We start from the raw sequence: 24,090 nt of genomic DNA, 5'->3' as shown, positions 1-24,090 counted from the left end.
TCTAAAAGCGCCCTCGAACACCTGCTGACAGGACGCCCACCGTGAACTCCGCATCCATGCCGGGATCCCGCGGCGGCGGCGCAGCGGGAGCGGCGGCGCCAAGGCCCTTCGGCTCGTCGAACGCGAAGAGCCCGAACCCCACGGCGGCGGCCAGGAGCGACACCCCGCCGGCGACGGCCGCCGCCGCGCCGAGACTTCCGCGCGCGTCGACCGCCGCGTTGTAGCGATCCCGCTCCGACGGCGCGAGCGAGCCCGCGTCCTTCCTGTCCCGCAGCTCGACCGCCTCGCTCTGGCTCGCGAGGGCGAGGCCCCCGAGCACGCCGGTCGCGACGGCGCCCGCGGCGCCGACGCCGAGCACCGTCCACGCGGCGACGCGGCGGGACGTCATGCGGAGATCGGCGTCGAGCCCCACGGCCTGCTCGCGCGTCACGCGGAGCCCTCGCCGGAAGAGCTCGTATCCAGGCAGCGAGACCTCGACCACATGAACCCCCGGCTCGATCGCGATCGCGCCCGCCGTCGGCACCGTCCCCCTCACCTGCCCGTCCACCGCGATGCGCGCGCCGCCCGTGCCGGTCACCCGCAGCTGCGCCGGCTTCACGCGCAGCACGACGTGCCGCGGCATCAGCTCACCGGCGACCGCGACGACCATGAGCTCTTCGTCGTCGTGCCCCGCCGCCTGCACCCGCACGCGGTGCGGGCCAGGCGCGACCGGCGCCACGAGCGGCGCCGCGACGAACGGCTGGCCATCGACCGACACCCGGGCCCCCTCGGCAGGCGACGACAGCAAGAGCCGCGTCCCGCCCGCAGCCGGCCTCGCGGCCGCCGCGGCGCCGCCGCCCGCCGCCGTCGCGCCCTCGCCGCCCGGCGCCTCCGCGCCGTCGCCGGGGAGCCGCGCCTCCAGCGGCACGAGCGACCCGAGGGCCGTCACCGCCTCCTCGCGGCGCGCCGCCTTCGGATCCTGGCGCAGGTACTCGCGGTAGAGGGCGATCGCGCGGCGCAGCGCGTCCGGCGACGGCTCCGTGAGGTACTGCCGCCGGAACGCCTGCGCCGCCGAGAACAGGAGCGACGGGCTCGGCACGCGCTCGTGCGCCTCCAGGAACGCCTCCGCGGCGACCTGGTACTGGCCCGCCTCGTAGGCCTGCGCGCCGGCGTTGAAGTAGCTCTCCGCCTGCGCCACCTGCTCGGGCGTCGGACGCGCGTCCGCCTGGGCCGCGGCGGGCGCCGCGGCGAGGCTCAGCGAGGCCCAGGCGAGCAACGGGCCGAAGCAACGCACCGCCGCCCTCATTGCAGCACCGGCTTGCCGCGGAACACCTTCAGGAACGCGGAGCTCATCCCCACCGCGAGATCGGCGACGCCATCCCCGTCGACGTCGCCCGCGACCAGCGCGACGAAATCGCTGCCGGCCTCCGGCGGAGGCCCGGGGAACGCGGTGTCGATGCGGCGCAGCGCCCGCGCGCCGGCGTCGAGATCGTAGAGCTCGAGCCGCCCGGGCCCGGCCACGGCGACCTCGAGCGCGACGTCGGCGTCGGCGTTGAGCAGCGCCACGGCGAGGCCCGCGCAGGCCCGGTCGCCCTCGCAAGGCTCCGGCGCGACGAGCGCCGTCTCGTCGAAGCCCCCGCCGGCGCGGCCCCAGAGCGCGACGATCTCGCCGCTCGCCGCGCGGGCGAGGAGATCCTGCCGCCCGTCGCCGTCCAGATCCGCGACGAGCGGGCGCGGCGCGTACTTCGGCGGGTTCACGTCCTCCACGATGGCCTTGAACACGTGCGCCGTCTCCTGCCGGGCCGTCTCGACCAGCTTCTCGCCGTCGGCCGCGTACAGCGCGAGCTCGCCGTCGTTGAGCCACACGAGCTCGTCCCGGCGGTCGCCGTCGGTGTCGATCGGCGCGAGCACGCACGCCTCGCACGGCGGCGCCCCCTCGCCGGGCCGGCCGGACGCCTCGGCGCGCAGGTTGTCCCCCTCCGGTGAGACCGAGATCAGCCAGATCTGCGTGCCTTCGGGCACGGGACCGGGCGCGCCCTCGACGGCGAGCTCGGTGATCGCGGCGAGGCGCTGCTGGGGTTCGCCGGCGGCCCCGACCGCGAACATGCCGCCCGCGACGCCGAGGAGCCGCACGGGCAGGATGGAGCTCGGCGCGCCAGGACCAGGCGGCATGCCACCCGGCGCTCCGGGAGGCGCGGCGAAGTAGAACGGCGCGCGGATGAGGCGATCACGGCCCCCCTCGATGAGCGCCAGCCCGGAGCCGGAGCCCACGGGCGCGTCGGGCGGCCGCGGGAGACCGCGCAGGGCGAAGAGCTGCGCGCCCGTGGCCTCCTGGAGCACGCGGCCCGCGACGAGGCCGCTGGCGAGATCGAGGCGGCCGTGCCCGGCCGGCGCGGAGGGCGCGGCGAAGGCGTTGCCGTAGGCGATGTCGAGCCGGGTCGAGGGCTGCGGCGACGACGGCCGCGCCTGCTGGTCGAAGTAAGCGATGTCATTCACCCGATCGCCGTCGAAGTCGCCGACGGCGAGGTAGTGGGGCGGGCACTGCGTCGCGACGCGCTGCGTGTAGAACGCGCCGTCCGAGGCGCCGGTGTACACCGTGATGTCGGGCCGCTGCGTCTCGGTGGCGACGATATCGAGGTGGCCGTCGGCGTTCACGTCGGCGGCGATCGCCTCGCACCCTCCGCCGATCGAGCCGCAGACCGGAGACTGGAACGGCGCGCTGGGGCGGCAGTCGAGCGGCACGAGCTCTGGCCCGGGACGGTCTTCGTCGAACTCGCCGGCGACGAAGATCCGGTCCGGATCGGCGAGCGCAGCCTCGAGCCCCGCGTCGTCGAGCGAGAGCGCGCCCGTGCGCTGGTCGGGCAAGCCGCCGGGCGGAAGGCCCGGCGTCGCGTGGAAGCGCCCGTCGCCGAGGCCGTACGCGACGTGGAGCTCGCCGCGGTCGGCGCGGACGGCGTTCACGACGATGTCGAGGAAGCCATCGCGGTTCTGATCGTGCACGGCGAGCGACGCGTTGACGTCGCGGATCCTCGCGCCGCCGCCGAGCTGCACCTCGGGCAGCGCCGCGAGCGCGCTCGAGCCCGCGGGGCCGCAGACGGCGTAGATGCGGATCCGATCGTCGCCCCGCTTCGCCACGATCGCCTCGTCGCAGGCCTCCGGGTCCGCCGCGGCGTCTCCGTCCAGATCGGCGGCGACAGCGGCCGCGATGTCGCCGGGGGCCACGACGTCGCCGTCGAGCGTCTGCGGCGTCGCGGCCGGGTCCGACATCACCGCGATACGGCCGGGGCCGCCGCTCGCCGGCGGCTCGCCGCCCGTACCGCCGCCGCTCGATCCCCCCATCGCGGCGGCTGCTCCGAGGAAGATCAGCGCGGCGTCGCGGCCGCGCAGCCGCGCCGACAGGAGGCGCGCGGACTCGCTGTCGAGGCGCGTCGTCGCGTAGAGCGTGGGCGCCATGGCCCCGCTCTCCGAGGCGGAGAACACGAAGAGGCCGTTCGCGGCGCCCCCCGGCGCGGAGACCACGTCCCCGCGGCCGGCGACGATGAGCTCGAGCTGGCCGTCGCTCGTGAGGTCGCGCAGGATCGGAGCGGGCGACGTCTCCTCGCTCGACGGCGCCCGGGCGATCGGGAGCGCCTGCTCCGCCTGCGCGCACAGCCCAGGCGCCTGGCTGGGGAGCGCCGTGATCGTCGTGCTCTCGAGCGTCGTGTGCACGAGCTCGTCACAGCCGTCGGCGTTGATGTCGCCGGCCGAGAGCTCCATCGCCGTGACCATGGTGCGCGCCGAGAGCTCCTCGAACACGCCCGTGGGGCGCCGGCAGACGCCGTCCGCGCCGCACCCGTAGCCGCCGGGGCACACGAACCCTTCGGCGCCCCCGCAGAGGTAGCGGCACTGGTGCGCGCTCCCGGGCGCGCCGCAGCCTTCCTGCCCGTCGCAGGCCTCGTCCGGCGCCTCGACGACGCGGTTGCCGCAGACGTCCTCCTCGAGCAGCGAGAGGTTCGCGCAGCCCGCCGCCGCGATCGCCAGGACGATCGACGCTCCGTGAGATGCCTTCATGGTCAGGGTGCTCCGCGGAGGCTGTCGAACGCCGGCTTCTCCAGATCGGTGTGGTGCTTGCGCGGTCGGGTCCCCCGGACGCCCGAGGGCGCCGAGGTCGACGCCGCGCTGGCCGGCCCGGCGGCCGGTGCGGGCGGCGCCGGTCCATCCGCGGCTGCGCTCGGAGCCGCCTGGGGACCGAGGGGCGCGGCGCCTGCGACGGGCGGCGCCCCGGAAGGATCCGCGGCGCCGGACGGCACGCCGGTGGCGCCCGCGCCGGCCAGCGGCGCGCCGAGGGGGCCCTGGGTGCTGGACGGCCCGCCGGTGGCGTCTGCAGCGCCGAGCGGCGCGCCCGTGGCCGCTGCCGGGGCGGCATCGCGGGTCGAGGCAGCGTCGCCGCCAGGGCGGAGCCACGCGATCGCCCCGGCCACCGCGCCGCCGAGGAGCAGCGCCGCGAGCACCCCTGCGCGGCGGGCCTCGGCTCTCGGCGCACGCGCGGGCTCGGTGGGCGGTGCGAATGCCACCGTCCGGCCGATCTCGGCGGGCGCCACCGAGCCCGGCGGCATGGGCTGCGTGCGCCCCACCGCGACGGCCCCGCTCTCGCCAGGGCTGCGCAGCGTGCCGGAGGAGCCGCCGTTCCCGGAAGCGCCGCTCCGGGACGCGCCGCCCCCGTCCGCGCCGCTGCCCTCCTCCGGATCGAGCGCGTCCACCACGTCGGTCGCCGCCTCGGAGCTGACGTCCTGCGAGCCGACGGACACCACGCGCGCGCTGCTCCTGGGCCGCGCGGCGCCCGCGCTGTCGAGCCCCTCGAGGCCGAGCTTGCGCACCTGCTCGACGAACGCCTGGACCGCCGCCCCAGCGGAAGGCGGGCGATCCTCGGCGAGTTTCCCCAGCATCGCCGTCACCGGGGCGTCGAGCTCGGGCGGGAGGTCCGCGCACACCTCCGACGCGCGCGGCGGTGGGTGGAGGAGGTGCATCATCATCACGTCCATCATCGACTCGCCCTGGAAGACGAGCGTCCCCGTGAGCACCTCGTGGGCGATCACGCCGAGGGCGTAGATGTCCGAGCGATGGTCGACGCCCTTGCCGCGGACCTGCTCGGGCGACATGTACGCGGGCGTCCCGACGGCGACCCCCGTGGCCGTCTTGTGGGCGAGCGCCTCGTCGGCGAGCTTCGCCACGCCGAAATCGAGCAGCTTGGGGAAGTAGCGGCCGCCCTTCTCGATCGCCACGAAGATGTTCTCGGGCTTCAGATCGCGGTGCGTGATCCCCGCCGCGTGCGCGGCGTCGAGCGCGTCGGCGATGCCCTCGAGGATGGGGACGGCGCGGCCCGGGGAGAGGCGCCCCTCGCGCCGGATCAGCGCGCCGAGCGTGAGCCCGTCGAGCAGCTCCATGACGAAGTAGTGCCGCCCGTCGACGACGCCGAAGGAGAAGATGTCGATGATGTTGCGGTGCCGGATGCGGTTCACCGCGCGCGCCTCGCCGACGAAGCGCGAGACGACGGTCGGATCGGACGCGAACCGCCGGTTCAGCACCTTGATCGCGACCCGCTTGCCGATGAGGGGTTGCTCGCCCGCGTAGACGTCGCCGAACGTCCCCGCCCCGAGCAGCCGCTCGACGCGGTACTCGCCGAGCATCGTGCCCGGCGCCAGCTGCGCGTCCTCCTCGAGGAAGGCCTCGTCCGGCAGCAGCGCGTCCCCGTGCTCCGGACAGGTCGCCACATCCTGCGGATAGACCGAGCGACACGCGGGGCAGGTGGCCATCGACCGTCACGCCAGTCTAGGAGCCATCGGCAATCATGAACAGCGCGGCGAAGCGCGCGCCCGCGCGGGCCCGGCTCGCTCGCACCGCCGGGCGACCACGGCGCTAGGGTGAGCCCGTCGCGCGCGGCGCTCGATCTGGCCGCGGCTCACGCTAGCTTCCGGGCCGAGCCCCCCTGCTCCGGTCCGACCCATGCGCCCCTCTCTCCTGGTCCTCGCGCGCCACGGCCACACCGCCGGTAACGGCGCCGGCCCCGCGACGCCGATGAGCGGGTGGACCGACACGCCGCTCGACGCGCGAGGGCGTGAGGAGGCCGAGGCGCTGCGCCGCCGCCTCGCCGGAGGCCCGGCGTTCGACGCCGTGTATTCCAGCCCGCTGAGCCGCGCGCTCGAGACGGCGCGGATCGCGGCCGGCGCGTGGGGCCCGGTCCGCCCCCGCGACGGGCTGCGCGAGATGGGCTGCGGCGACGTGGACGGCCTCCCGATCGAGGAGGTCAAGGCGCGCCACGCCCCGCTCTGGGCGGCGCACCTGCGCCAGGCCGACGACGATTTCCGCTGGCCAGGCGGGGAGAGCTACCGCGAGCTGCGCGCGCGCTGCCTCGCGACGATCGCGGCGATCGCCGCGGCGCACCCGGGGCAGCGCGTGCTCGTGGTCACGCACGCGGGCGTCATCGGCCAGATCCTCGGGGCGCTGCACGGCGTCCCGCCCGCGCGCTGGGAGCCGTTCCGACCGGGCAACGCCAGCCTCACGTCGCTCTCGTGGCAGGGCGAGCGCGGCGTCCTCTTGCGCTTCGACGACCGCGAGCACCTCAGCTCCAGCACGCGTCGGCCCGGCGGATGACGCGCAGCCAGTCCGCCGCGTTCCGTGCCGCGGCCTCGAGCGCGCCGGGCGCGCTCGCGCCGCAGGCCACCGCGAGGTGGTGCCCGAGCGCGCCCGCGAGCGCGTTGGACGCCGCCGCGAACCAGTAGACGTCGCGCAGCGGCCGGGTCAGCGCGGGGGCGAGCCCGCGCGCCGAGAGGTAGCCGGCGAGCAACGTGTCGTGGCGGCGCCGCGCCTCCGGCTCCCAGTACCCGAGGGCCTGGAGCCACGAGCTCACGTCCTCCAGCGGCGAGCCGATCCGCGCGCGCGCCCAGTCGAGCAGCACCGGCTCCACGACGCCGTCGCGCCGGCGGACCATGACGTTGCCCGGGTGCACGTCGCCGTGGATCACCGCGCGGCCGAGCGGCTGGAACGCGAGGAGCTCGCGGCGCATCGCGGGCAGCGCCGAGACGACCCGCCGCAGGGCGGGCAGCGTCCGGGCGAGCGCCGGGACCTCGCCGCGGGGCAGGCGCTCGGCCAGCGAGAGGGTATCGCGCGCCATGGCCAGGTTCTCGGCCTCGTAGTCCCAGGCCGGCAGCGCTGCGCCCTGCGCCGTCTCCTCGTGGAGGCGCGCCAGCCGATCGAGCACACGGGCCGTGTGCCCGCTGTCGGCCCAGGGCCAGGCATGCGCCGGCTCGATCCGCTCGAGGTAGAGCAGCCAGCGCCCGCGCCCGAGCCGCTCCGCGCCGAGCAGCTCGGGCGAGAAGCGCCGCCCGACGGACATCGAGAGCCGCCGGTACACGGCCGCCTCGCGCGCGGCGGTGCCGTGCACGAGCTTGGCCACGAGCGTGACCCGGCGAGCCCGCGCGCCGCCGCGCAGCCGCGCGGTGACGAGCGCGACCTCCGAGCAGAGCCCGCCGGGGAGCGGGCGAATCTCGATGGCCGAGTCGCAGACCGCATCGCCGTGGCGGGCGACCAGAAAGGCCGTCACCGCGGCGCGCTCCAGGGCATCTCGCGTCATCCGCCACCTCCCGGCCCCGACGATGCGCCGAGGCCAGCTCACGATCCACCCTGCGCCTCGAATCCCCTCCAGACGCCTGGCCGTGCCGGAGCGACGCGCCCGGCCCGGCGCGCCCGTTCGCGCTGGATCCAGTCGCCTGAACGAGTATTCTCCCGCGCGGGTGTCGCGGCCGTGGAGCGCCGCGACAGGTCTTCTTGGGATGGTCGGGCCGCCTTCCCCCCTCGCGCGACGTCGCTCGCGCCTCGGTGGTTCATTGCGTCGATCCCCCTCTCAGGAGCTTGCCCCCGGAACCTGGGCCCCCGCGCGCCGCATCGCCGAGCGCGTCCTCGGCCCGATCGAGCGCTTCTTGCACGTCGAGGCCGCCAGCGGGATCGTCCTGCTGATCGCGTCCGCCGTCGCCCTCGCCTGGGCGAACTCGCCGTGGGGCGACGCCTACGAGCACCTCTGGCACGTCCCGATCACGCTCAGCGCGGGCTCGCTGGCGTTCACGCAGCCCCTCCACTTCTGGATCAACGAGGGGTTGATGACGATCTTCTTCTTCGTCGTCGGCCTGGAGATCCGGCGGGAGATGCACGAGGGGGAGCTCTCGGATGTCAAGCGCGCGGCGCTGCCGGTCGCCGCGGCGGTGGGCGGCATGATCGCGCCCGCGCTGCTCTACCTGTCGCTCAACGCCTCGCCGGTCTCGCGGCACGGCTGGGGCGTCCCCATGGCGACCGACATCGCGTTCGCGGTGGGCGTCCTGGCGTTGCTCGGCAAGCGCGTGCCCCCTGCCCTGCGCGTGCTCCTCCTCGCGCTCGCCATCATCGACGACATCGGCGCCATCATCGTCATCGCGCTGTTCTACTCGTCCGGCGTCGCGTGGAGCGGCCTGCTCGTCGCGGCCGGCGGGGGGCTCGCGGTGCTGCTGCTCCAGCGCTTCGGCGTCCGCTCGCCCGCCGCCTACGTGGCCCCCGGCGCCGTCCTCTGGTGGGGCATGCTCCGCGCCGGCGTCCACCCCACGATCGCCGGCGTCGCCGTCGGGCTCCTGACGCCGGTGCGCTCCTGGTTCGGCACCGAGGGGTTCGTCGCCGCGGCGCGCGACGCGGTGGACAGGGTCGCCGCGCTCACCGAGCGCGACGGCCACCGCGCGGACGAGCTGCTCAAGCCCCTCGGGCGGATCCGGCAGGCCCAGCGTGAAGCGCTGCCGCCCGTGGTCCGGCTCCAGGCGGCGCTCCACCCGTGGGTCGCGTACGGCATCATGCCGCTGTTCGCGTTCGCCAACGCCGGCGTCCGCATCGATGCTTCCTCGCTCGGCCACCCGGCCTCGGGGACGATCCTGCTCGGGGTCACGCTCGGCCTGGTCGCCGGCAAGCCGCTCGGCGTCTTCCTCGCGAGCTTCGCGATGGTCCGGCTCGGCGTCTGCGCCTTGCCGCGCGGCGTCGGCTGGCGCGGGATCGCGGTCGTGGGCTGCGTCGCGGGCATCGGCTTCACGATGGCGATCTTCATCGCGGGCCTCGCGTTCGGCGACGCCGCGATGCTCGCCGCGGCGAAGCTGGGCGTCCTGCTCGCCTCGGGCGTGGCGGCCGTGGTGGGGCTCCTCGTCGGCAGGCTCGCGCTGTCCGAGGCCCCGGCGCCCGGCGCGGCGCTGACGCTCGAGGAAGCCGAGACGTCGACGGAGCAGTAGCCGCCGCGAGCGACCGCCCCCGCGGCGGGCCTCAGCGGATGCCGGAGCCCGCGCCGGCGTCCGCCGGAGCGCCGGCGTCCGCAGCGGCGTCGGCCGGCGCCGCTGCGGACGCCGGCGCGCACGGCGAGGTCGAGACCAGCGCCCGCCATCGCGCGCCCTGACGGACGTGCACCCGATCCGAACGGAGGGCCGGCAGCGACCGGAGCGCCACGAGGACCGCGTCGAGCTCACCGCTCGGCTTCTCCCCGGGGTTCGGGGGCACCTCGACGCAACCGTGGAGCGCCGCCACGTCGTCCACCCAGGCGAGCGCGCGCCCGGCGGCCTGGAGCCAGGACCATCCGCCCGGCGGCTCGGCGACGATCGGCTCGGGCGAGATGGCGCGGTCCTGCACCGCGACCTCCGCGCCGAGCTCGCGCGAGAGCGCGCGCCCGAGCAGGTCCGCCGCCGGGGCGCCTAGCTCGGGACCGACGTGCACCACCTCCACGACGGCCGGCTCGTTCTCCGGGAACCGGAGCCGCCACGCGACGAGCGGCCCCGCCGCGTGCGGCCACGCGCCGGCGAGCGACTTCGCGAGCTCCTGGCGGACGAGCGCGAGATCGGGCTCCTTGGGCGCCACGTCGATGGGCGCCGAGCTCGCCCTGACCGACGCCGCCACCTCCTGCAGCGCGCTCGCGTCGAGGACGGCGATCACGTCGACCTTCGGGGTGATGCCCGCGACGGCGGCGATCTGGTCGCGCAGGTCGCGCTCGATCCGGTCCGCCTCGTCCGCTCGGCCGAGCATGACGAGGCGCACGGCGACGCTGCCGTGATCGACCGAGACGTTCGACCGCACCGCGCTCTGCGGCAGCGCGTCCAGCATGCGCACGATCGCCGTGCGGACGCGCACCTGCCACGACACCCGCGCGAGCGCCTCCCGGAGCGGGAAATACACCGCCCCGAGGAGCGCGAGCGGCATGAGCACGCGGAAGATCCACCCGTGGCGGAGCTCGAAGAAGACCTGCAGCGCGCGCGCCACGCGGCGGATCGCGCCCGGCTTCTGCTTCGCGAGCTCCGCGTGCTCGAGCTCCGCGGTGCTGACGGCGCTGTAGCCGAGGAGCAGGAAGGAGAGGATGGCGAACAGGAGGATCGCGCAGAGGTTCGCCGTGAAGAGCAGCGCGGCGCCGCTCGCGACGCTCTTCATCCGCGTGCCGATCCCGTAGCCGATCACGCAGAGCGGGGGCACGAGCGCGATGCCGATCGCCGTGCCCGCGGCCGTGGAGGTCGTGTCCGAGCCGGGCCGCGCGGTGGTGTAGGCGGCCGCGATCGCGCAGAAGATCGCGATGAGCAGATCGAGCGCCGTCGGCGACGTGCGCGCGGCGATCTCCGAGGTCACCTCGTAGAACGGCAGCATCAGCGTGAGGACCGTGGCGCTCGTCACGACCATGACGACGCTGAAGGCGACGCGCGTGAAGGAGCGCAGCGCCAGGAACGGCGAGCCGATCGCGAGGCCCATCCCGAGCTCGACGATGGGCCCCATGAGCGGCGAGATCAGCATCGCGCCGATGACGACCGCCCCGCTGCCGAGGACGAGCCCGAGCGAGGCGATGCCCATGGCGAGGAAGAGCTGGAGCCAGTAGCCCGCCGCCCCCCGGGCGCTCCGCTCCAGCATGCTCCGGACGATGGCCTCGCGGGCCTCGGGCTCGATGCCGAGCGCGGCGGCGATGCGGTCCTGCAGGGGCGCCCCTGCGGGCCGCCCGGACGGCCTTTCTTCGGGCCGTTCACGGCCGGGATCCTGATCCATGGCGCGCGTTATAACGCGCCTCTCCGCCGCGCTCGCCCCGCGAAACGCGGGCCGGTGCTGGACAGCGCCGCGCCGCGAGCGGCGGCGGCTTCGGGCCGGGAAGAAAGGCATGAATCAGGCGTAGAACGAGCGTGGAAAGCGCGTGGACCCCGGCGCGGGTCAGGCGTGGATCCCGGCGTCGAGCCCCGCGGGGCCGGCGTGGCCGGCGGGGCCGGCGTGGTCAGCGTGGCCAGCGTGGCCAGCGTGGCCAGCGTGGATCGAGCGCAGGAGGCGCCGCACCGCGCCTGCGTCGGGCAGCCGGTAGGCGGCGCGGCTGCTCTCGTTGCCGACGTGGATGGTGTACGCGGACGGCGGCAGCGCCGCGAAGATGTCCTCGTCCGTGCGGTCGTCGCCGATGGCGATCACCGCCGCCCTCGCCGGGACCTGGTCCAGGATGAGCGGCACCACCCTGCCCTTGTGGACGCCGCGCGGCCGGACCTCGACCACCTTGGCGCCGGCGAGCAGCTCCAGGGTATCCATGGGGAGGCGCTCCTCGAGGCGCGCGCGCAGCTCGCGCACGTGCTGGCTCGCCAGCTCGGGCTCGGCCGTGCGGTAGTGCCACGCCAGGGTCACCGTCTTCTCCTCGATGAAGCTGCCCGGGGTGCGCCGCGTGAAGCCCTCGAGGATCGCCCGCGCCTCGCCCTTCCAGGCGGCGGCGTCCGTCTCGATCGCGACCCAATCGCCGCTCGCCTTGGGCCGCGACCAGAAGCCGTGCTCGGCGTGCAGGTGGAGCGGCAGCGCGCCGAGCCAGCGCTCGAGGTCGGCGCGCCGGCGGCCGCTCACGACGTGCACGCGGTCGCGCTCGGACAGCGCCCCGAGCAGCGCGAGCAGCTCCTCGTCCGGCGCGGCGAGGTCAGGCACCGGCGCGAACGGGACCAGCGTGCCGTCGTAGTCGAGGATCCACACGCGCTGAGGCGCGAGGCGCATGCGCTCGACGACGCCCTCGGGCATCCCTCGGCGCGACGGCGCGGCGACCCCCGCGGGCTCCGGCGCCGCGGCGCGGCCGAGCTCATCGAGGAACGCCTGCGCCCAGGCGTGGACGTCGTGCGTCGCCACGCGGCGGCGCAGCGCCGCCATCCGGCGCTGCTGCTCGGCGGGCGGCATGGCGATCGCCTGCTTCACGGCAGCGGCGACCGAGCCGATGTCGTACGGGTTGACGGAGATCGCCTCCGCGAGCTCGGAGGACGCGCCCGCGAACTCGCTCAGGATCAGGGCGCCGTCGTCGTCGACCCGCGCGGCGACGTACTCCTTCGCCACGAGGTTCATGCCGTCGCGCAGCGGGGTCACGAGCATCACGTCGGCGGCGAGGTAGAGCGCGACCACCTGCTCGAGCGGCAGCGAGCGGTGCATGTAGTGGATCGGCGTCGCGTACGTCGTGCCGTGCTGCCCGTTGATGCGGCCGACCATCTCGTGCACGAGCCGCCGGAAGTCGGCGTACGCGCCGGCCATCTCCCGCGTGGGCACGGCGAGCTGGAGGAAGCGGACCTGATCGCGCAGCTCCGGCTCGCGCTCGAGGAACCGCTCGATCGCGAGCAGGCGGCGCGGGATCCCCTTCGTGTAATCGAGCCGGTCGATCCCGAGCACGATCTTGCGGCCGCGCGCCTCGGCGCGGATGCGGGCCACCTCGTCCCGCACGCCGGGGTGGCCCGCGAGCCGCTCGATCTCGGCGGCGTCGATGCTGATGGGGTGGACCCCCAGCGCGACCGCGCGCCCGTCGTGCTCGATCACCGCCTCGCCCGGATCGACGCCGAGCACGTGCGCCGCCGACGCGGCGAAGTTCCTGCGGTAGGCGGCCGTGTGGAAGCCGATCAGGTCCGCGCCGAGCAGGCCGCGGACGATCTGCTCCCGCCACGGGAGGATGCGAAAGACCTCGGCGGACGGGAACGGGACGTGGAGGAAGAAGCCGATCCGGGCCCCGGGGAGGCGCAGCCGGAGGAGCGCCGGGAGGAGCAGGAGCTGGTAGTCGTGCACCCAGATCACGTCGCCCGGCGTGTACTGCGCGGCGACGACGTCGGCGAAGCGCTCGTTGACGCGCTGGTAGGCCTCCCAGTCGAGCTCGGCGTCGAGGTTCACCTTGTCGAGCAGGTAGTGGAGCAGGGGCCACAGGACGCCGTTCGAGAAGCCGTCGTAGAAGCGGTGCTGCTCCGCGGCGCCGAGGTGCACGGGCACGGCGCGCATCCCGGCGAGCGCCACGTCGGCGTCCCGCCGCTGCTCCGGGGAGAGGCTCGCGACGCTGCCCGGCCAGCCTATCCAGATCGCGCAGTGCCGCTCGTGGGGGCCGCGCATGGCGGCGGCGAGGCCGCCCGAGGAGCGCGTGAGGCTGAGCGCGCCGCGGTCGACGCGCACGCTGATCGGGAGACGGTTGGAGACGATGAGCAGTCGGGCCATGGAACTCCCCTCCTCTGCGGCGGCCCGGCGCCGCCCGCCGGGCGCGAGGCGCGGCACCTCCCTCATCCCGCCGGGCGCGCGCCGGCGCGGCGCCGAGAGCTGTCGGAAACGAACAGGGCGCGACGCCCCCCCGGGATCGCCGCGGGCGAGCGGCGGAACGAATCCTTTGAACTCAAAACATATTGCGCGGCGTCGCGCAAGCTGATCCGGCACGCCGGAGGGCGTCGCGCGTCGATCGGCCTCCGACGTCGCGGCGCCCGTCGCGGCCTACCCAGTGCGCGCAGGCGTCATGATCGGCCAGGCGAGAGATTGCCCACCAGATCGCCTCCCCCTCGACGGATGGGCGCGAGCGCTGCGGGGCGCAAGAAGCGGCGCACGGCGGAGATGCCCGAAAGGCTGGGGATCTCGCCGCGCACGCCGACGCCTTTGACCACGGCGATCACCGCTCTAGGTGTCCACCCGGGGGTGACGCGTGTCGCTGACAAAAAGGCGCCTGCGCGCGCGGCTGCCGCGCTGGATTCCGTACGTGCTCGCGCTCGTCTCCGCGCTCGTCGCCTCGATGGCGCGTGCCGGGGCCGCGCCGATCGTCCATGTCGCGCCGATCCAGGGCGAGATCGACGCGGGGCTGTCCGCCTTCGTCCAGCGGGCCATCGACACGGCCGAGAGGGCAGGAGCGAGCGCGCTGATCCTGCCCACGAACACGCTCGGCGGCCGCGTCGACGCGGCCATCGCCATCCGCGACGCGCTGCTCGCGACCCCGCTCCGCACCGTCGTCTTCGTCGATCAACGGGCGATCTCGGCGGGCGCGCTCATCGCGCTCGCGGCAGAGCAGATCGTCATGGCGGAGGGCGCGACCCTGGGCGCCGCGGCGCCGGTGCACGCGGGGCCGGAGGGTGCGGAGCCCGCCGGGGAGAAGGCGACCTCGTACGTCAGGAAGGAGTTCCGCTCGACCGCCGAGCGCCGCGGCCGGCCGCCGGAGCTCGCCGAGGCGATGGTGGACGAGGACGTCGCCGTCGAGGGGGTCGTGGGGCCGGGGAAGCTGCTCACGCTCACGACCGCCGAGGCGCTGGCGCTCGGCGTCGCGGACGCCCAGGCGGACGGCATGGATGCCGTGCTCGCCCGGCTCGGCCTCGAGGGGGCCGAAATCCGCCACCTGTCGCCGAGCTGGGCAGAGCGCGTGCTCAGGTTCCTGACGACGCCTGTCGTGAGCTCGCTCCTCCTGAGCCTCGGGATGATGGGCCTGCTGATCGAGCTGCGCACGCCGGGGTTCGGCGTCCCGGGCCTCGTGGGCGCCGCCAGCCTGGTGCTGTTCTTCTGGGCGCATTGGCTGCTGGCCCTCGTCGGCTGGGAGGAGATCGCGCTCGCCGTGGCCGGCGTGCTGCTCCTCGCCCTGGAGGTGTTCGTGATCCCCGGCTTCGGCGTCGCCGGCGTCCTCGGCACGGTCGCGCTGCTCGCCGGCCTGAGCATGAGCCTGGTCGGCGCGGGCGTGACGCTCGGGCGCGCCCTCGAGGCCGTCGCCCAGGTCACGCTGTCCATCGCGCTGGCGCTGACCGGCATGCTCATCGCGCTGCGCTTCCTGCCGCGGCTCCCCTTCGGGCGGCGCCTGGTCCTGTCGACGAGCCTCGGCGCGGGCGTCGACGGCGGCCCGCCAGCCCAGGCCGGAGGACCGCTGGTGGGCGAGCGCGGCGTCGCCGCGTCGCCGCTCCGGCCTGCCGGGATCGCCCGCATCGGGGGAGCGCGGATCGACGTGGTCTCGGAGGCTGAGTACATCGCGGCCGGAGAGGCGGTCGAGGTGATCCGCGTCGAGGGCAACCGCGTCGTCGTGCGCCGGCCAGCGGCGCAGGGGATGGAGGGATGAGGGGATGATGGGGTTCGATCTGGGCCTGTTCGGGCTCGTCCTGCTGCTGCTCGCGGCGATGTTCATCGGGCTCTACATGATCCCGATACCTCTCTGGATCGCGGCCTGGGCCTCGGGCGCGTATGTCGGGCTGTTCACGCTCGTCGGGATGCGGTTCCGGCGCGTCCCGCCGGGCACGGTGGTCACCGCGCGCATCAGCGCCGTCAAGGCAGGGCTCGACATCTCCGTCAACGACCTCGAGGCGCACTTCCTCGCCGGCGGCAACGTGGTGCGCGTGGTCAACGCCCTCATCTCGGCGGACAAGGCGAACATCCCGATGCCGTTCAAGCGCGCCGCGGCCATCGACCTGGCCGGCCGTGACGTGCTCGAGGCGGTGAAGATGTCCGTGATCCCGAAGGTCATCGAGACCGCCCGCATCGCGGCGGTCGCGAAGGACGGGATCCAGCTCATCGCGATCTCCCGCGTGACTGTCCGGACCAACATCGATCGGCTCGTGGGCGGGGCGGGCGAACAGACCATCATCGCCCGCGTCGGGGAAGGCATGGTGAGCACCATCGGCTCGGCGGCCACGCACAAGGAAGTGCTCGAGAACCCCGATCACATCTCGAAGAACATCCTCTCGCGGGGGCTCGACGCGGGCACGGCGTACGAGATCCTCTCCATCGACATCGCGGACGTCGACGTGGGGGCGAACATCGGCGCCAAGCTGCAGATCGACCAGGCCAACGCGGACAAGCAGATCGCCCAGGCCAAGGCGGAGGAGCGGCGCGCGATGGCGGTCGCGCTGGAGCAGGAGATGCGGGCGCGGGTCGTCGAGGCCGAGGCCGAGGTGCCGCGCGCCATGGCCGACGCGTTCCGCCGGGGGAACCTCGGCATCATGGATTATCATCGGCTGAAGAACGTCCAGGCGGACACCGACATGCGCGGCGCCATCGCCTCGGACATGACCGGCGCCGACGGGACCACGGAGGTGCTCCGCGAGCGGAGAGGGCACCCGTGACGCTGGCAGACCTGCTGCTGCTCGCGCTCTTCCTGCTCTTCGCGCTGATCTCGTGGCTCGGCGCGGCGCTCGGCAGGACGCGAGAGCGGCCTCAGGAAGGCGGGGCGCTCCCGCGCGCGCCGCGTGGCGGGGTGCTGCGTGCACCGTACGACGAGACAGCGACCGGCCGGCCAGCGCGCGCCGCGCCGCCGCCTGCGGCGCAGAACGGGGCGCCGCCGCCGACGGGCGTCTCCGACGCGGGCGCCGGGGCGCGCGTGTCGCGGCGCGCGAAGCTGCGAAGCGCGCTGCGCCATCGGGGCAGCTTGCGACAGGCGTTTGCGCTGGCGGAGATCCTGGATCGCAGGCTGGACCGCGACGGCTGAGCGGACGAGCTGCGCTCGCCGCACGTGTCTGCCGTCGCCGCAGCTTCGTGTTGGTGTGGAGGACGGGCGCGCCGCGCCGTAGGTGACTATCCGGCGGAAGACGGCGACACGGGCCGGCCGGCGTTCGAAGCCGCCGACGCGATACGGGGCCGCTGTCATAATGCCTCCCATGCCCGCGAATCATCAGCGCCCGCCCGACGATGGACAGCCGAGGTCGGGCGCGGAGGCGGGCGGGGCGAGCCTCCGATCCATCGTTCGGAGCATGATCGCGCTCATGGCCGTGCTCCTGTTGCTCTCAGCAGCGGGAATGGGCCTGCTCACCACGTTCGTGCACCGGACGGCGCTCCTCATTGACGACAGCGTGGAGAGCGTACGACTGGCGATGGATCTGCAGCAGCAGATGACGCAGTACAACCGCCTCAGCAACCTCGCGCTGGCGTCGGCGGAGCGCGCGCCCGCGTCCGCCAAGGACGCCCGCCCTGCGCTGGGGGCGATCGTCGCCGGCGCGGAGCGGCGCCTCGTCGAGGTCCGCAAATACGTCGGCGGCCGGGAGGAGGAGCTGCTGCTGCACGAGGTGGAGCAGCGCATGCACGACTACTTCGCCTCCCAGGGAGCCCTCCTCGAGCGCGGCGTGACGCCGGGCGAAGCCATCCGGACCGCCGGGCCCCTGCTCGACGCCGCGATGACGAGCCTCGAGGACTTCGTCGACCAGAATCGCCGGCAGGCCCAGGCCGCGATGCGCCAGGCCGTCGCCTGGGACACGACGGCGAACGTGCTGAGTATCGGGGTCTCCCTGTTCGCCGCGATCGCGATCGTGGCGTCGCTCGTCGCCCTGGAGCGCTTCATCCATTCCCCGCTGTCGGAGCTCGAGCGGGCCATCGAGCGCTTCGCGCGCGGGGACAAGACCGCGCGCGCCCGGGCCACGGGGCCCGCGGAGCTGCGCTCGATCGCGGGCGTGTTCAACCGCATGGCGGACACGCTGGTCTGCCAGGAGGAGAATCAGCTCACCTTCATCGCCGGCGTCGCCCACGACCTCCGCAACCCGCTGACGGCGCTCCAGATGAAGGTCGGCAGGTTCGACCCGACCGGCCCGGCGCCGACCGCGGAGCATGCCCGGCGGGCGAACGATCTCGTCGCACGGCAGGTCGCGCGGATGGATCGGCTCGTCGGCGACCTCCTGGACGCCACCCGGATCCACGCCGGCCGGATCGAGTTGAAGCTGGAGGCCTGCGATCTGCGCGAGCTCGCGCGCGAGGCGGCGGAGCTCTTCCAACCTCTGTCATCGGCTCATGAGATCATCGTCTCGAGCGCCGCGGGACCGGTGGTCGCCCGCTGTGATCCGTCGCGCATCGCGCAGGTGCTCAACAACCTCATCAGCAATGCCATCAAGTATTCTCCTCAGCGAGGAGAGATCACCGTCTCCGTGGGAGAGGACGGCGATCGTGCCTTCGTCACGGTCGCCGATCAGGGCATCGGCATCGAGCCGGAGGACGTCGAGCGGATCTTCGAGCCGTTCCGCCGCGTCGGCGCGTGCCGCGAGCTGGTGCACGGCGTGGGGCTCGGGCTGTGGCTGGCGCGGCGGATCGCCGAGGCGCACGGCGGGTCACTCGGCGTGAGCAGCGCGCCCGGCCAGGGATCGGTGTTCCGCCTCGAGCTACCCCTCGCGGAGGGCGAAACGGGCGCGATGTCGCCGAGCGCTCGGGGTGGCTGCTCGGTCGATTGACCAGCGGGCGAGCGCGCAATCGTCGCACGCCGCACAGGCAGGCACACCTTTCGCTGCTCCACGGCAGTCCATGCCAATCGTCTGCGACACCGACTTCTCTCCAGCCGCACAGCAAGCTGGGCGGGCCGCTGCGTCCCTCGCCCAGCGGCTCGGCGAGGAGTTGCATCTCGTCCACGTCGTCGACGAGCTCGGCTCCGAATTCCTGATCGGCCACGAAGAGAACGCGCTGCTCGATCCAGAGCGCGACATGCTCGATCGGCAGACTGCAGCGCTGCGGCAGCTTGGAGCGCGGGTCGAGGCGCGGCTCGTCGCCGGGCTCCGGCACGTCTGGCTCGCCGAGATCGCGAGCGCCTGCCGAGCCCGCCTGATGGTGATCTCGCGCCGCCCCGGGAAACGGCTCGAGAGGCTGTTCGGGGACAGCGTCGAGAGAATACTCCGGAGCTCGCCCGTCCCGGTGCTGGTCACCGAGGGCTCCGATCGCCTGGTCGATTGGCTGCAAGGCGAGCGGGGGTTGCGCGTCCTGGTAGCGCTCGATCCCTCTGACGCTTCTCGAGCCGCTCTGGGCTGGCTCACCGAGCTCGACGGCGCGGGGCCGCTCGAAGCGCTCGTCGCGACCTTTCACCGGGAGCTCGGCCCCGTGAGCTTCTGGACGCGGGTCGTGTCGGCCGCGGCGACCCGAGGCGTCGTGCATCCCTACCGCGACAGGCCCCTGGCCGGGGCTCGCAGCACGGTTGAACCGCGCTCGCTCGACGGGCCGACCTCACAGATCGAGATTGTCACCCGTCATCCAGCCGCCGAGCTGCTCCGCCTGGCCTGGCGAGAGCAGGTCGATCTCCTGATCCTCGCTCGCGATCCGTCGCAAGGTCGCCCGTGGCGCGCGCCCGTCTGGCGCGCCATCCTCCAGCCGAGCCTGCCGTGCAGCGCCGTGTGCGTGCCCGCGACCTATGCGCCGGCAGAAGCCTCGAGCTCGCGCAGCGAGCCCGCGGCGCACCGCATGCGGCGCCGGCGCCCACGGGCGCGATGGTCTGCGCGGAGCGCGCGCGGAGATCGGAGAGCCCATCGCGGCACGCAGGGCAGAGCGTAGCCGCATGCCAGGGGGGGCCTACCCCGTTCGGCAACAGGGGTTCTCGCATGCTACCGACCCTCGCATGGACCATCGCTATTCCCTTCCTGGGCGCGGCGCTCGTGCTGTTTCTCTCGCCGCGGTGGGCTGGACGCGTCGCGCTCCTCCCCCCTGTGCTCGTGCTCTTCCTCATGCTTCCGCGCTGGCCCGAGGTGTCCGCGGGTGCATCGACGACGATCCCGATCGCGTGGCTCCCCTCCGTCGGGATGACGGCGAATTTGCGCCTGGACCGCCTCGGCGCCTTCTTCGTGCTGCTCGTCGCCGGCGTGGGCCTCGGCGTCGTCCAGTACAGCCGCGCATACCTCGGACCGAAGGGCAAACCCGCCTACTGGGCGACGCTCCTCGCGTTCATGGGGGCCATGATCGGGGTCGTCCTCTCGGACTCGCTCGTGCTCCTCTACGTCTTCTGGGAGCTGACCACCATCGCGTCCGCTCTGCTCATCGGGATGGACTTCACCGATCCGGAGGCGCGGAGCGGCGCGGTCCGCGCGTTCCTGGTCACGGGCGCAGGGGGCCTCGCGATGCTCGCCGGCGTGGTGTTGCTCGGGCAGCTGGCCGGCACTTACAACCTGTCCGATCTCGCCCCGCGCGCGGGCGAGATCGTGGCGCACCCGGCCCATGTCCCCGCGCTCCTCCTCCTGCTCGTGGGGGCATTCAGCAAATCGGCGCAGTTCCCGTTCCATTTCTGGCTCCCGGGCGCCATGGCCGCGCCCGCGCCCGTCAGCGCGTATCTTCACTCCGCCACGATGGTGAAGGGCGGCATCTTCTTGATAGGCCGCCTGTTCCCGGTATTTCATGCGTCCCCCGTCTGGCAACCCGTCCTCGTCACCGTGGGGCTCACCACCTTCGTCGTGGCCGGATGGGACGCCGTCCGGGCCTGGGACCTGAAGAAGCTCCTCGCATACAGCACGGTGGCGTACCTCGGCGTGCTGACCGCGCTCTACGGCCTCTATGCGAGGGCGGGGACGCGCGGTGAGCTGCTGAATATCGCGAACCACGCGCTGTACAAGTCCTCTCTGTTCTTGCTCGTCGGCTGGATGGAGAAGGTGACGGGGACACGCGATCTTTCGGTGCTGAAGCGGGAGCACTGGTTCCGGCGCGAGCCGGTCGCCGGGGTCTCGATCGGGTTCGGCGCCGCTGCCATGGCGGGCTTTCCCTTCGTGTTCGGCTTCATCAGCAAGGAGGTCCTCTTCGAGGCGCTGCTCACCGATCGCTCCCCGGCCGGCGTGGTCGCGGTCGTGGCGGCCGTCGTGGGCGGGGCCCTCGCGGTCGCCTATGCGCTCAAGCTCTTCGTCGGCTCGTTCTGGGGCCCCGACATTCCGCCCGAAGATCGCGGCCATCCGAGACACCAGCTCTCGCCATGGCTGCTGGTCGTCCCCCTCCTCCTGCTCGCCCCGCAGGTGATCGGCGGCGTGGCTCCCGGGCGGCTGGGTTCTCTGCTCGAGCCCGGAGCCGAGCGGCTGGGGTGGCTGGCCGTGTGGCACCACGCGGACGCCCTCTTCGCCCTCAGCTTGATCACGATCGCGCTGGGGGCAGGCGGTTATCTGCTCTGGAGGCGGCACGCGGAGCCCCCCAGCGAGCCGGAGACGCAGATCCTCTCCGACCGCATCTCCGGGGTCGTCCTCCGCCTCTCGGGCTGGGCCGGTCGAGCCGTACAGGCCGGGGGACTGCCACGTCACCTGGCGGTGATGCTCCTCTTCGCCGCCGCGGCGTCGTGCGCCGCCGCCGCGCTGGGGGATGGGCGCGGCGCCACGGGGACGTGGGGCCCCGATCTCGGGGTCGCCTGCCTCCCGGCGTTCATGATCGTCGCCGGCGCCGCGCTGACGCCCTTCGGGACGAGCCGCGTCGCCAGGATCGTGACCATGGCGGTCGCGGGGTACGGCGTCGCGGTCTTCTACATCCTCTTCCGCGCGCCCGACCTCGTGCTCACGCAGATCCTGGTCGAGACCGTCTCTCTCATCCTGCTCCTGCTCGTCTTTCGCAGGCTCCCCAGGCTCGCTCCCGACGCGCGGCCTCGACGGGTGCGCATCGCCCACGCCGCCGTGGCCGGCACCGTGGCGGCCCTCGCGGCGAGCCTCGCCTGGGACACCGGTGTCCATCCTCCGAGCGCCCCTGCCGGAGCGGATCAGCGCGCGCTGTCGCTCCCCGAGGCCCACGGAAGGAACGTCGTCAACGTCATCCTCGTGGATTTCCGGGGCGCCGATACGCTCGGCGAGATCACGGTGCTCGCCGTCGCCGCGCTCGGCGTGGCGGCGCTGCGCCCGCGGCGCGAGCCGGCGCCGGCGTCCAGGCCAGGGGGGTCCGGATCATGCGATCGCCCTTCCTGAGCTACGTCGCCACCGGGGTGCTCCCGTTGATCGTCGTCTTCGCCCTCTTCCTGCTGCTCCGCGGGCACGACGCGCCGGGAGGCGGCTTCATCGCCGGGCTCGTCACGACCATCGCCTTCGTCCTGGCGGCCCTGGCCTTCGGCGCGGGCACCGTGCGGGCCGCGCTCCCCCCGCTCGCTTGCCGGATGCCCTGGATCGGCCTGCTCGTCGCCGCGGCGTCGGGGCTGCCAGCCGTCGCGCGCGGCCAGAGCTTCTTGACCCATTACCACGTGCCGATCGGCGCCGCCGAGGCGCCCGCGCTCCGCCTCTCGACGACGCTGCTCTTCGACGTCGGGGTCTATCTCACGGTGGTAGGCGCTGCGATCCAGGTGCTCGACGCCTTCGCCGCGGAGGCGCCGCCGTGATCGGAGCCGCCGCGATCGCCGCCGGGGTGCTCCTCGCTGCGGGTCTGTATCTCATGCTGTCCCGCGACGTGCAGCTCGTGGCGATCGGCTTCTTCCTGCTGTCCAACGGCGTGAACCTCTTCGTGCTGACCGCCTCGGGGATGCCCGCGGGCGCGGCGCCGCCGCTGATCCCGGAGGACGAGCCGGCCGCCGCCCTCGCCCGCCCCACGGCCGATCCGCTCGCGCAGGCGTTCATCCTCACGGCGATCGTGATCGGCTTCGGGATGGCCGCCTTCCTGCTCGCGATGGCCGTCGACATCCACCGGAGGAAGGGGGGCGATGAGCCGTCCGGGAGGGACGACGCATGAACGCCGCGATCGTGGCGGTCCCGGTGCTGCTGCCCCTGTTCACCGCGGTGCTCCTGGCGCTGTTCTCCGGGCGGCCTCGGCTGGAGCGGTGGCTGTCGCTCGCCAGCGGCGCCCTCCTCTTCACGACCGCTCTCTCGATCACCGCCCGGACGGCCCGCGGCGCGATCCTCGTGCTCGCCATCGGGAGCTGGAGCCCGCGCGTCGGCATCGTGTGGGTGGCGGACGCGCTCTCCGCCCTCATGCTGCTGTTCGCGTCGATCGTCGCCCTGGCCGCGCTCGCCTACGCGCCCGGATCGCTGCGCGGCGCGCGCGAGCGGCGGTATTTCTATCCGCTCCAGCAGCTCATGATGGCGGGGGTCGACGGCTCCCTCGTGACCGGCGATCTCTTCAATCTCTTCGTGTTCTTCGAGCTCATGCTCCTCTCGTCCTTCGCGCTGCTCGCGCTGGGCACCCGGGCGGAAGCGCAGCGGCATGCGCTCGCGTATGTGGTGATCAACCTCGTCGCCAGCGCGGCGCTCCTCGGCGGCGTCGGCGCGGTCTACGGCACGGCCGGCACCGTGAACATGGCCGAGCTCGCGGTGCGCGTCCGCGAGGGGGGCCTGCCCTCCGCCTTCTGGAGCGCGGGGGCGCTGGTGCTCGTCGTCTTCATGGTCAAGGCGGCCCTGGCGCCGGTGTTCTTCTGGCTGCCCGACGCGTACCCGGAGGCGTCGGCCGTGGTGAACGGCCTCTTCGCCGGGCTCCTCACCAAGGTGGGCGTCTACACGCTGTTCCGCGCCGTCCCGCTCCTGGGCGACGCCGCGCCCGGCGCGCTCCGCCCAGCGCTCCTGGTCATCGCCGCCATCACGATGGTCATCGGGGTCGTGGGGGCGCTCGGGCGAAGCACGGTGCGCGGCATCCTGTCGTTCCACATCGTGAGCCAGGTCGGCTACATGATCTTCGGGCTAGCGCTGTTCAGCCCCGTCGCGGTGGCAGCGGGGCTGTTCCACACGCTCCACAACATGGTCGCGAAGACAGCGCTCGTCTTCGCAGGAGGCGTCGTGGAGAGCATCGGAGGGCCTGGGGCGCTCGGCCGCGCCCGCGGGCTCGCGCGCACCCACCCGTGGGTGGCCGCGGGCTTCCTCGTCCCTGCCCTGTCGCTGGCCGGACTGCCCCCGCTCAGCGGGTTCTGGGGCAAGCTGCTCCTCGTCGTCGCTGGCTTCCGGGCCGGAGCCGTCGTCGCCACCACGGTATCGCTCGTCGTCGGTCTCCTCACGCTCGCGTCGATGCTCAAGATATGGACGGCCGTCTTCTGGGGAGCGCCCACCTGCCTGCACATGCCTCGCACCGGCCGCGACCGGGGCATGCTGGGCGCGACGCTCGGCCTCGGCGCGCTGACCGTGATCCTGGGCCTCGCGGCGGCGCCGCTCTTCGCGCACCTCGAGCAGACCGCGACCGCGCTCCTGGAGGTGACGCCGTACGTGGACGCGGTCCTCAGGGAGCGACGATGAG

The 24,090-nt window shown here is 74.0% G+C and carries 17 protein-coding genes; 11 read left to right on the top strand and 6 right to left on the bottom strand.

Annotated elements, in window-relative coordinates; translation table 11 throughout:
- Window position 1: 1 nt before the first annotated feature.
- The 3 genes from WME95_RS18445 to WME95_RS18435 are packed head-to-tail and all read right to left on the bottom strand — an operon-like array spanning window position 2 to window position 5,771.
- The gene (locus tag WME95_RS18445) at window positions 2-1,273 is read right to left on the bottom strand and encodes a PEGA domain-containing protein (protein WP_437909675.1); all 1,272 of its coding nucleotides are present in this window, start codon (window positions 1,271-1,273) and stop codon (window positions 2-4) included.
- An 8-nt stretch (window positions 1,274-1,281) separates the two neighbouring features.
- The gene (locus WME95_RS18440) at window positions 1,282-4,029 is read right to left on the bottom strand and encodes an FG-GAP repeat domain-containing protein (protein WP_437909674.1); all 2,748 of its coding nucleotides are present in this window, start codon (window positions 4,027-4,029) and stop codon (window positions 1,282-1,284) included.
- A gap of 2 nt (window positions 4,030-4,031) precedes the next feature.
- The gene (locus WME95_RS18435) at window positions 4,032-5,771 is read right to left on the bottom strand and encodes a serine/threonine-protein kinase (RefSeq protein WP_437909673.1); all 1,740 of its coding nucleotides are present in this window, start codon (window positions 5,769-5,771) and stop codon (window positions 4,032-4,034) included.
- A 190-nt stretch (window positions 5,772-5,961) separates the two neighbouring features.
- Between WME95_RS18435 and WME95_RS18430 the strand changes: the two genes are divergently transcribed.
- The gene (locus WME95_RS18430; RefSeq protein ID WP_437909672.1) at window positions 5,962-6,609 is read left to right on the top strand and encodes a histidine phosphatase family protein; all 648 of its coding nucleotides are present in this window, start codon (window positions 5,962-5,964) and stop codon (window positions 6,607-6,609) included.
- Here WME95_RS18430 and WME95_RS18425 read toward each other — a convergent pair.
- Complete coding sequence (locus tag WME95_RS18425; RefSeq protein WP_437909671.1) at window positions 6,578-7,588, bottom strand: phosphotransferase family protein; 1,011 nt, start codon at window positions 7,586-7,588, stop codon at window positions 6,578-6,580. The two genes, WME95_RS18430 and WME95_RS18425, sit on opposite strands and share 32 nt — an antisense overlap.
- A 253-nt stretch (window positions 7,589-7,841) precedes the next feature.
- Between WME95_RS18425 and nhaA the strand changes: the two genes are divergently transcribed.
- Window positions 7,842-9,251 carry a Na+/H+ antiporter NhaA gene (nhaA, locus tag WME95_RS18420; RefSeq protein ID WP_437909670.1) on the top strand — a complete coding sequence of 470 codons (1,410 nt, stop codon included), beginning with the start codon at window positions 7,842-7,844 and terminating at the stop codon, window positions 9,249-9,251.
- A 31-nt stretch (window positions 9,252-9,282) separates the two neighbouring features.
- Here the strand turns inward: nhaA and WME95_RS18415 are convergent, their stop codons facing one another.
- The gene (locus WME95_RS18415) at window positions 9,283-11,031 is read right to left on the bottom strand and encodes a DUF389 domain-containing protein (RefSeq protein ID WP_437909669.1); all 1,749 of its coding nucleotides are present in this window, start codon (window positions 11,029-11,031) and stop codon (window positions 9,283-9,285) included.
- Between the two features lie 159 nt (window positions 11,032-11,190).
- Entirely contained in the window at window positions 11,191-13,458 is a 2,268-nt protein-coding gene (locus WME95_RS18410) for a bifunctional alpha,alpha-trehalose-phosphate synthase (UDP-forming)/trehalose-phosphatase (protein ID WP_437909668.1), read from the bottom strand.
- 472 nt (window positions 13,459-13,930) lie between these two features.
- Here WME95_RS18410 and WME95_RS18405 point away from each other — a divergent pair, with 472 nt between their 5' ends.
- The 9 genes from WME95_RS18405 (at window position 13,931) to WME95_RS18365 (ending at window position 24,089) form a co-directional block, all read left to right on the top strand.
- Window positions 13,931-15,316, top strand: a complete 1,386-nt coding sequence (locus WME95_RS18405) for an NfeD family protein (RefSeq protein WP_437909667.1) — start codon at window positions 13,931-13,933, stop codon at window positions 15,314-15,316.
- A gap of 7 nt (window positions 15,317-15,323) precedes the next feature.
- On the top strand, window positions 15,324-16,316 hold the full coding sequence (floA, locus tag WME95_RS18400) for a flotillin-like protein FloA (protein ID WP_437910996.1): 993 nt from the start codon (window positions 15,324-15,326) through the stop codon (window positions 16,314-16,316).
- Window positions 16,313-16,678: a hypothetical protein gene (locus WME95_RS18395; RefSeq protein WP_437909666.1), complete on the top strand. Its 366-nt coding sequence runs from the start codon at window positions 16,313-16,315 to the stop codon at window positions 16,676-16,678. The genes floA and WME95_RS18395 overlap by 4 nt, the downstream gene beginning before the upstream one ends.
- 169 nt (window positions 16,679-16,847) lie before the next feature.
- Complete coding sequence (locus WME95_RS18390; RefSeq protein ID WP_437909665.1) at window positions 16,848-18,401, top strand: ATP-binding protein; 1,554 nt, start codon at window positions 16,848-16,850, stop codon at window positions 18,399-18,401.
- Window positions 18,402-18,471: 70 nt separating this feature from the next.
- Window positions 18,472-19,485, top strand: a complete 1,014-nt coding sequence (locus tag WME95_RS18385; RefSeq protein ID WP_437909664.1) for a universal stress protein — start codon at window positions 18,472-18,474, stop codon at window positions 19,483-19,485.
- Between the two features lie 47 nt (window positions 19,486-19,532).
- On the top strand, window positions 19,533-21,851 hold the full coding sequence (gene mbhE / locus WME95_RS18380) for a hydrogen gas-evolving membrane-bound hydrogenase subunit E (RefSeq protein ID WP_437909663.1): 2,319 nt from the start codon (window positions 19,533-19,535) through the stop codon (window positions 21,849-21,851).
- A complete protein-coding gene (locus tag WME95_RS18375; protein WP_437909662.1) occupies window positions 21,833-22,255 on the top strand; it encodes an MnhB domain-containing protein in 423 nt (140 codons plus the stop codon). The genes mbhE and WME95_RS18375 overlap by 19 nt, the downstream gene beginning before the upstream one ends.
- The gene (locus WME95_RS18370) at window positions 22,252-22,602 is read left to right on the top strand and encodes a sodium:proton antiporter (protein ID WP_437909661.1); all 351 of its coding nucleotides are present in this window, start codon (window positions 22,252-22,254) and stop codon (window positions 22,600-22,602) included. Before WME95_RS18375 ends, WME95_RS18370 begins: the two co-directional genes overlap by 4 nt.
- Entirely contained in the window at window positions 22,599-24,089 is a 1,491-nt protein-coding gene (locus WME95_RS18365; RefSeq protein WP_437909660.1) for a proton-conducting transporter transmembrane domain-containing protein, read from the top strand. Before WME95_RS18370 ends, WME95_RS18365 begins: the two co-directional genes overlap by 4 nt.
- Window position 24,090 lies beyond the last annotated feature (1 nt).

The sequence above is a fragment of the Sorangium sp. So ce327 genome, from assembly GCF_051530205.1.
Classification (GTDB): Bacteria; Myxococcota_A; Polyangia; order Polyangiales; family Polyangiaceae; genus Sorangium; species Sorangium cellulosum_B.
This window is presented reverse-complemented; position numbering and strand designations above follow the sequence as displayed.